The organism is Brachybacterium epidermidis, from assembly GCF_015209585.1.
Taxonomy (GTDB): domain Bacteria; phylum Actinomycetota; class Actinomycetes; order Actinomycetales; family Dermabacteraceae; genus Brachybacterium; species Brachybacterium epidermidis.
The window spans coordinates 232,485-238,484 of record NZ_JADEYR010000003.1; the positions used below are offsets into that span (position 1 = coordinate 232,485).

Annotated in this window: 6 protein-coding genes and 1 tRNA gene; 5 read left to right on the forward strand and 2 right to left on the reverse strand. The window is 71.3% G+C overall.

Going from position 1 to position 6,000, the window contains the following annotated elements:
- Window positions 1-181: 181 nt before the first annotated feature.
- The 5 genes from IOE58_RS05305 (at window position 182) to IOE58_RS05320 (ending at window position 3,971) form a co-directional block, all read left to right on the forward strand.
- Entirely contained in the window at window positions 182-1,141 is a 960-nt protein-coding gene (locus IOE58_RS05305; RefSeq protein WP_193865352.1) for an ATP-binding cassette domain-containing protein, read from the forward strand.
- Between the two features lie 11 nt (window positions 1,142-1,152).
- Window positions 1,153-1,572 (forward strand): hypothetical protein, encoded by a 420-nt coding sequence (locus IOE58_RS14240; protein WP_228018946.1) that lies wholly within the window; start codon window positions 1,153-1,155, stop codon window positions 1,570-1,572.
- Window positions 1,572-1,886 (forward strand): hypothetical protein, encoded by a 315-nt coding sequence (locus IOE58_RS14245; protein WP_228018948.1) that lies wholly within the window; start codon window positions 1,572-1,574, stop codon window positions 1,884-1,886. The genes IOE58_RS14240 and IOE58_RS14245 overlap by 1 nt, the downstream gene beginning before the upstream one ends.
- A gap of 183 nt (window positions 1,887-2,069) precedes the next feature.
- A complete protein-coding gene (locus tag IOE58_RS05315) occupies window positions 2,070-3,767 on the forward strand; it encodes an alpha/beta hydrolase (RefSeq protein WP_193865353.1) in 1,698 nt (565 codons plus the stop codon).
- Between the two features lie 131 nt (window positions 3,768-3,898).
- Window positions 3,899-3,971, forward strand: a tRNA-Thr gene (locus IOE58_RS05320).
- A 65-nt stretch (window positions 3,972-4,036) separates the two neighbouring features.
- Here the strand turns inward: IOE58_RS05320 and IOE58_RS05325 are convergent.
- A complete protein-coding gene (locus IOE58_RS05325) occupies window positions 4,037-4,726 on the reverse strand; it encodes a response regulator transcription factor (RefSeq protein WP_193865354.1) in 690 nt (229 codons plus the stop codon).
- Between the two features lie 74 nt (window positions 4,727-4,800).
- Window positions 4,801-6,000: sensor histidine kinase (locus IOE58_RS05330; RefSeq protein WP_228018950.1), on the reverse strand; the 1,200-nt coding region annotated here is incomplete at its 5' end.

A 6,000-nucleotide genomic window follows, 5' to 3' on the forward strand; every position in this document is an offset into this window, starting at 1 on the left:
GGGTCGACCTTCGGCCCGGCGGCCGTGTCCAAGGTCGCGGGTGCGGGGGCGGGAGGCGACGACGAACGTCTGACCCGCGCGATCCTGCGGGCGGTTCCGGCGGCACCCCTGCTCGGAAGAAGGTGGAGACATCTCGCCAGAAGCATCCTCCAAGCGCTCCTACCAGGCAGGACGGTCCACCATGAACCATCGAACCCTCAAAGCTGACACCGGGGGCACACCGATCGAGGTGCGCGGGCTGACCAAGCGCTACGGCACCCGTGCCGTCGTCGACGACCTCTCCTTCACCTGCACGCCCGGCACCGTGACCGGGTTCCTCGGCCCCAACGGGGCCGGGAAGTCCACCACCCTGCGGATCCTCACCTCCCTGGCGGCGGCCGACGCCGGTCAGGCCCTCGTCGGCGGCCGACGCTACAGCGACCTCACCGATCCCGCGCGCACCATCGGCGTGATGCTCGATGCGACCGCGCTGGGACGCGGACGCACGGGGCTGGAGACCCTCCGGCTCGCCGAGCGCACCCTGCGGATGCCCGCTGGGCGCGCCCAGGAGGTGCTCGAGCTGGTGGGCCTGGCCGACGCCGCACGCAAGCGCGTGGGCGGCTACTCGTACGGCATGCGCCAGCGGCTCGGCATCGGTGTCGCCCTCATGGGGGACCCGAAGGTGCTGGTCCTGGACGAGCCCGCCAATGGACTGGACCCGGAGGGCATCCGGTGGATGCGTCGCCTGCTGCGCTCCTTCGCCGATTCCGGCGGCACCGTGCTGCTGTCCAGCCACCAACTGCGCGAGGTGCAGGCCACCGTGGACCGCCTGGTGGTCATCGACCAGGGGCGTCTGGTGCGCGAGGGCACCCTCGAGGAGCTCACCACCGCCCGCGGCACCCGCGTCGGCGCCGAGCACACGCAGACGCTGCTGGCCGCCCTGCAGAGCGAGTCCGTGCCCCACACCGCCCGTGCCGACGGCCTGGTCGACGTGGAGCTGGCCGCGGACGACATGGGCCGCCTGGCCCTGCGCGAGCAGATCGTGCTGACCTCGCTCGGCCCGGCTGATGCCGGCGGGCTCGAGGAGGTCTTCTTCTCCCTCACCGGCACAACCCCGTCCGACACCACAGCGGCCGAGCGCGGCCCGGCCACGATCGCCTGAGGAGACCCGCCATGAGACCCGACATCGACATCCGCAGCTACCTCGACACGCGCTCGGGGCTGGCGGTGGTGATCCTCTCCTCGCTCGCCGTGCTCGCGATCGCCCTGCTGGGCGGCCTGCTGCAGGGAGCGCTGATACCCGAGGCGCCCGTGGACGTGGAGCTCACCATGCTTGCCGTGTCACTGCCGCTCACGCTGATCATCCCGGTGATCGCCGTGATGATGACCGCCGGGGAATGGAGCGACCGCTCCATCCAGGTGACCCAGCTCCAGCGACCTTCGCGCCTGACGGTGCTGGCCTCGAAGCTGCTGTCCACCGTGCTGGTGGTCGCCGTGGTCATCGCCGCCTCGGTGCTGCTGTCCGTGCTGGCCACCTGGATCGGGGGCGGGCTGCTGGGGAGGGCGCCGACTTCACCGCCGTGGACCGGGTGATGACCACTCACGTCACGGCGCTGCTGGCCACGCTCGCGTTCTCATTGGCCATGGGGGTGCTCACCCAGTCCACCGTGATGGGTCTGCTGGCGGCGATCGGCTTCCCCTTCATCATCGGCACCGCCCGCCAGATCGCGATGCTGGCTGGATCCGAGACCCTCGACGGGGTGTTGCGGGCACTGGACCTGCAGGCCGCCGCCACCGTTCTCGGGGACGGCCAGGCCGAGGCCTTCGATGTGCTGCCCCTGCTGATCCTGGTGGTGCTGCCCCTGGCGCTGGGGGCCTGGAGATGGAGCCGCCGCGAGATCGGATGAACGACCGACCCGATGAGCATCCCGGCGCCGAGCACGACCCGCCACCTAGGATGAGCGGGGCGGCCCGGCACCCCCGGGCAGCCCCGGACCGTCGCCCTCCGCAGTCGGCGGCGCCCCTCGCGCTCGCCGTGAGAACGAACGACCGTCCCGCACCCCGCGGGAACGCCCGACCCAGGAGTACTGATGCGTCTCGGATCCCCGACCCACCGCTCACCGGCCCGTCGCCACTTCGCTCGGCTCGCGGCCGCCTCCGCCGCCGCCGTGCTCGTCGTGACAGGCTGCGTGCCGCAGGGCGGGCAGGATCCCGAGCAGACCACCGGGGCCGGCCAGAGCGCCGGCGGAGGCCAGGGTGGCGGCAACGGCAGGGGTGACGACGGCAGCGGCGAGGCCCCGGCGCTCGCCGACCTGGGGACCTCCGCCGCGCAGGACCTGCCCACCGATCCGGCCGAGGACCCGGACTACGCTGCCTACTACGAGCAGGACATCGCCTGGGGGCCGTGCCAGGACGTGGAGGGCGGCGAGGAGCTGGAGTGCGGCACCCTCACGGTGCCGATGGTGTGGAACGACCCCTCGGCCGGGGACATCGAGCTGGCGCTCGCCAAGCACGGGGCCACCGGTGAGCCCACCGGCTCCCTGGTGGTGAACCCCGGCGGTCCCGGCGGTTCGGGTGTGGACTTCACTGCCTCCGCCCCGTTCATCTTCTCCCGTGAGGTCACCGCCGCCTACGACATCGTGGGCTTCGACCCCCGGGGCGTGGCCCGCTCCGAGGGCATCGAGTGCCTCACCGACGAGGAGACCGACGAGTACCTCGCGACCACCGGGGACCCGGCCGCGGGCGCCGAGGAGAACCTGCAGCAGGGCCTGGACTGGATGGCCCGGATCGCCGAGGGTTGTCAGCAGGACTCGGGAGAGCTGCTGCCCTACCTCGACACGTACTCCGCCGCCCGGGACATGGACGTGCTGCGCGCCGCACTGGACTCCGAGCAGCTGGACTACTTCGGCTACTCCTACGGCACCTACCTCGGTGCCACCTACGCCGATCTCTACCCGCAGCGCGTGGGCCGGTTCGTGCTGGACGCCGCCCTGGACCCCTCCTCGACGCTCGATGAGATCTCCGCCGGGCAGGCCGAGGGCTTCGAGAGGGCCACCGAGGCCTTCCTCGCAGACTGCCTGGCCCAGGGGGAGGCCTGCCCCTTCAAGGGCGAGGTGGCCGATGCCAAGCAGCAGCTGCACAGCTTCTTCGACTCCGTGGACGCCGAGCCTCTCGAGACCGCGGACCCGCAGCGACCCCTGACCGGCTCCCTGGCCCGCTCGGCCGTGCTGCTGCTGATGTACGAGGACGGGTTCTGGCCCACGGGCCGCGATGCGCTCGCGGCGGCCATGCAGGGGGACGGCACGGCTCTGCTCACGATCGCGGATCTCTCCTCCGAGCGTCAGGCCGACGGCAGCTACAAGGGCAACGGCATAGTCGCGATCAATGCGATCAACTGCCTGGACCATCCGGGAGTCGCCGATGAGGACTGGCAGGCCGAGGAGGCCGAGCGGCTGGCCGAGCAGTTCCCCACCTTCGGGCCCAGCATGGGGTACGGCGCCACCGTGTGCGGGCAGTGGCCCGTGCCGCCGCTGAGAGAACCCGCACCGGTCAGCGCGGAGGGCGCCGGGACCATCGTGGTCATCGGGACCACCGGGGACCCGGCAACGCCCTACGAATGGTCGCAGAGTCTCGCCGAGCAGCTCGACGATGCGGTGCTGCTGACCTTCGAGGGCGATGGGCACACGGCCTACGGACGCTCGGGCGGCTGCATCGAGCAGGCGGTGGATCCGTACCTGCTGGAGGGCACGGTGCCGGAGGACGGGCTCACCTGCTCCTCCGGCGGCTGAGAAGGTGCGATGAAGCGCACGCCGCACGGCTTTGCGCGGCCCCGAGCCGGTCCCATAGAGTGGTCCGGTCCGCCATGCGCCCAGGCAGCACGATCACGCTGATCGTCGTGGCCCGTGCGAACGGTGGGTGTGCCGCCTTAGCTCAGTCGGTAGAGCGATTCACTCGTAATGAATAGGTCGCGAGTTCGATTCTCGCAGGCGGCTCCGGAGTCGAAGAACCCTCTCACCAGCGCGGTGAGGGGGTTCTTCGTCGTCGGGTGGTCTCGGGATCAGCTGGTCTCGGGCTCGTGCGGCAGTGGGGGAGTGGCGAGCCCCCGCTCGAAGGCCGTCAGCGCGACCTGCAGGCGGGAGGTGCAGCCCAGCTTCGCCATCAGGGAGGAGACATGGGTCTTCACCGTGGACTCTGACAGCGCGAGGCGATCGGCGATCCCCGCGTTGGACTCCGCCTGGCACAGCAGGGTGAGCACGTCCTGCTCGCGATCGGTGAGCCCCAGCTCTGCGATCGCCTCGGCATCCACGTGGCCACCGGGGCCGCCCTCGCGCGCCTGATCGCAGGCGATCTGGTGCGCCAGCTCCGGGGTGATCACCGTGCCGGCGTTGGCCGCCGCTGCTCTGACGGCTGCCACCAGGGCGGAGGCGGCCGTGGTCTTGAGCAGGAACCCGCTGGCCCCGGCCGCGAGCGCGGCGCGCAGGTGCTCGTCGGTGCCGAACGTGGTCAGCACCAGCACCGCTGTGCGCGGATGGCGCTCCCGCACCTGTCCCGTGGCCTCCAGGCCGTTCTGCCCGGGCAGCGCGATGTCCATCAGCACCACGTCAGGGGCGTGGTCGTCCAACTGCGCCAGTGCCTCCTCCGCGCAGTCCACCGTCGCGACCACGGACAGATCGCTCTCCCGGTCCAGGTACGCAGCCAGCGCCGCACGCACGATCGGATCGTCGTCGCAGATCATCACAGTCGTCATCGAATCTTCCCATTCGTCATCGAATCTTCCCATTCGTCATCGAATCTCCCCGGTGTCATCGAATCTCCCCGGTGTTATCGAATCTCCCCCGGTATGTCGATGCGGGTCAGGAAGGTCGAGCCCTCGCAGCGTGCCTCCAGGTCTCCCCCCACGGCTGCCAGTCTCTCCCTGACCCCTTCCAGGCCGGCCCCGCCTCTGAGGCCGTGGCGATCGTCAGGGGCCATGCCGTTGAGCACCGCCAGTCGGAGCCCCGGCTCGGCAACGGAGGAGCCGGGCAGTGACTCGCTCATGATCGCCACCGGAGCGGCGCGGTCGCCATGGCGCACTACGTTGGCCTCCACCTCCTCCAGGCAGCGAGCGATCACCGCCACCTCACGGTCGGGCAGCGAGCACTCGCCCTCCGAGGCCACCCGCACCGAGAACCCGGCCGCCGCCAACCGTCCGCGGAGCATCTCCAGCAGATCCTCGACGCAGGCACCGCGGGCATGGGCGGGGCTGCCCACCTCGTGGGACCCGCGCAGCTGCTCCAGCAGCTCGCGCATCTCATCGGCCGCGCGGCGGGAGGTGCTGGAGATGCGGCGGAACTCCGCGGCCGTGCTCGGTGCCGTGCCGGGGCGCAGTGCGGCGTTCTCCGCCAGCATCACCACCTCCGTCATCGCACGGACCCCGGTGTCGTGGAGCTCACGGGCGATGGCACGGCGCTGATCGGACAGCTCGCTGAGCCGCCGAGCCCGCTCGGCGACGGAACGCTCGAACAGGCGCCGACCCCAGGTGGCCGCCACCAGTGTCCCGCCCTGCAGCACGATCCACAGCAGCAGCTCGGAGACCATGTACGCCGCCTCATCGCCCCGCACCGCGGAGATGGCCATCAGCGTGGTGACGTGCCAGACGGACATCATGATCGCGCCCAGGATCTTCCCGTGCCCGGCTGCCGAGGCGATCGCCACGATCGAGGCCAGCGAGCCGGGGCCCACGTGCGCGGGACCCGCGAACACTGCGAAGGTGAAGGTCAGGCCGATGATGGCACCGGCGAACAGGGGATGTCTCAGGCTGAGACCACCGGCTGCTCCGAGGATCACCGCGATCACGATCGCCAGGACGCTCTCGCCCGCGGCAACGGAGACCGACGCCATCGTCAGCAGCAGGGCGAGCAGCACGGAGGCGGAGCGCCCGTGTCCGAAGGGCGCGTCCGGCGCGCCCGACGCCCCTGTCGTTCGGGACGGTCCCGCCCCCCTCACCCCGGCAGCGCCCGGCACGGTGTCGCGCTGCTCGCG

Coding starts and splice junctions, on each gene's coding strand:
- IOE58_RS05305 (WP_193865352.1), top strand. CDS start 182: ATGAACCATCGAACCCTCAAAGCTGACACCGGGGGCACACCGATCGAG.
- IOE58_RS14240 (WP_228018946.1), top strand. CDS start 1,153: ATGAGACCCGACATCGACATCCGCAGCTACCTCGACACGCGCTCGGGG.
- IOE58_RS14245 (WP_228018948.1), top strand. CDS start 1,572: ATGACCACTCACGTCACGGCGCTGCTGGCCACGCTCGCGTTCTCATTG.
- IOE58_RS05315 (WP_193865353.1), top strand. CDS start 2,070: ATGCGTCTCGGATCCCCGACCCACCGCTCACCGGCCCGTCGCCACTTC.
- IOE58_RS05325 (WP_193865354.1), bottom strand. CDS start 4,726: ATGACGACTGTGATGATCTGCGACGACGATCCGATCGTGCGTGCGGCG.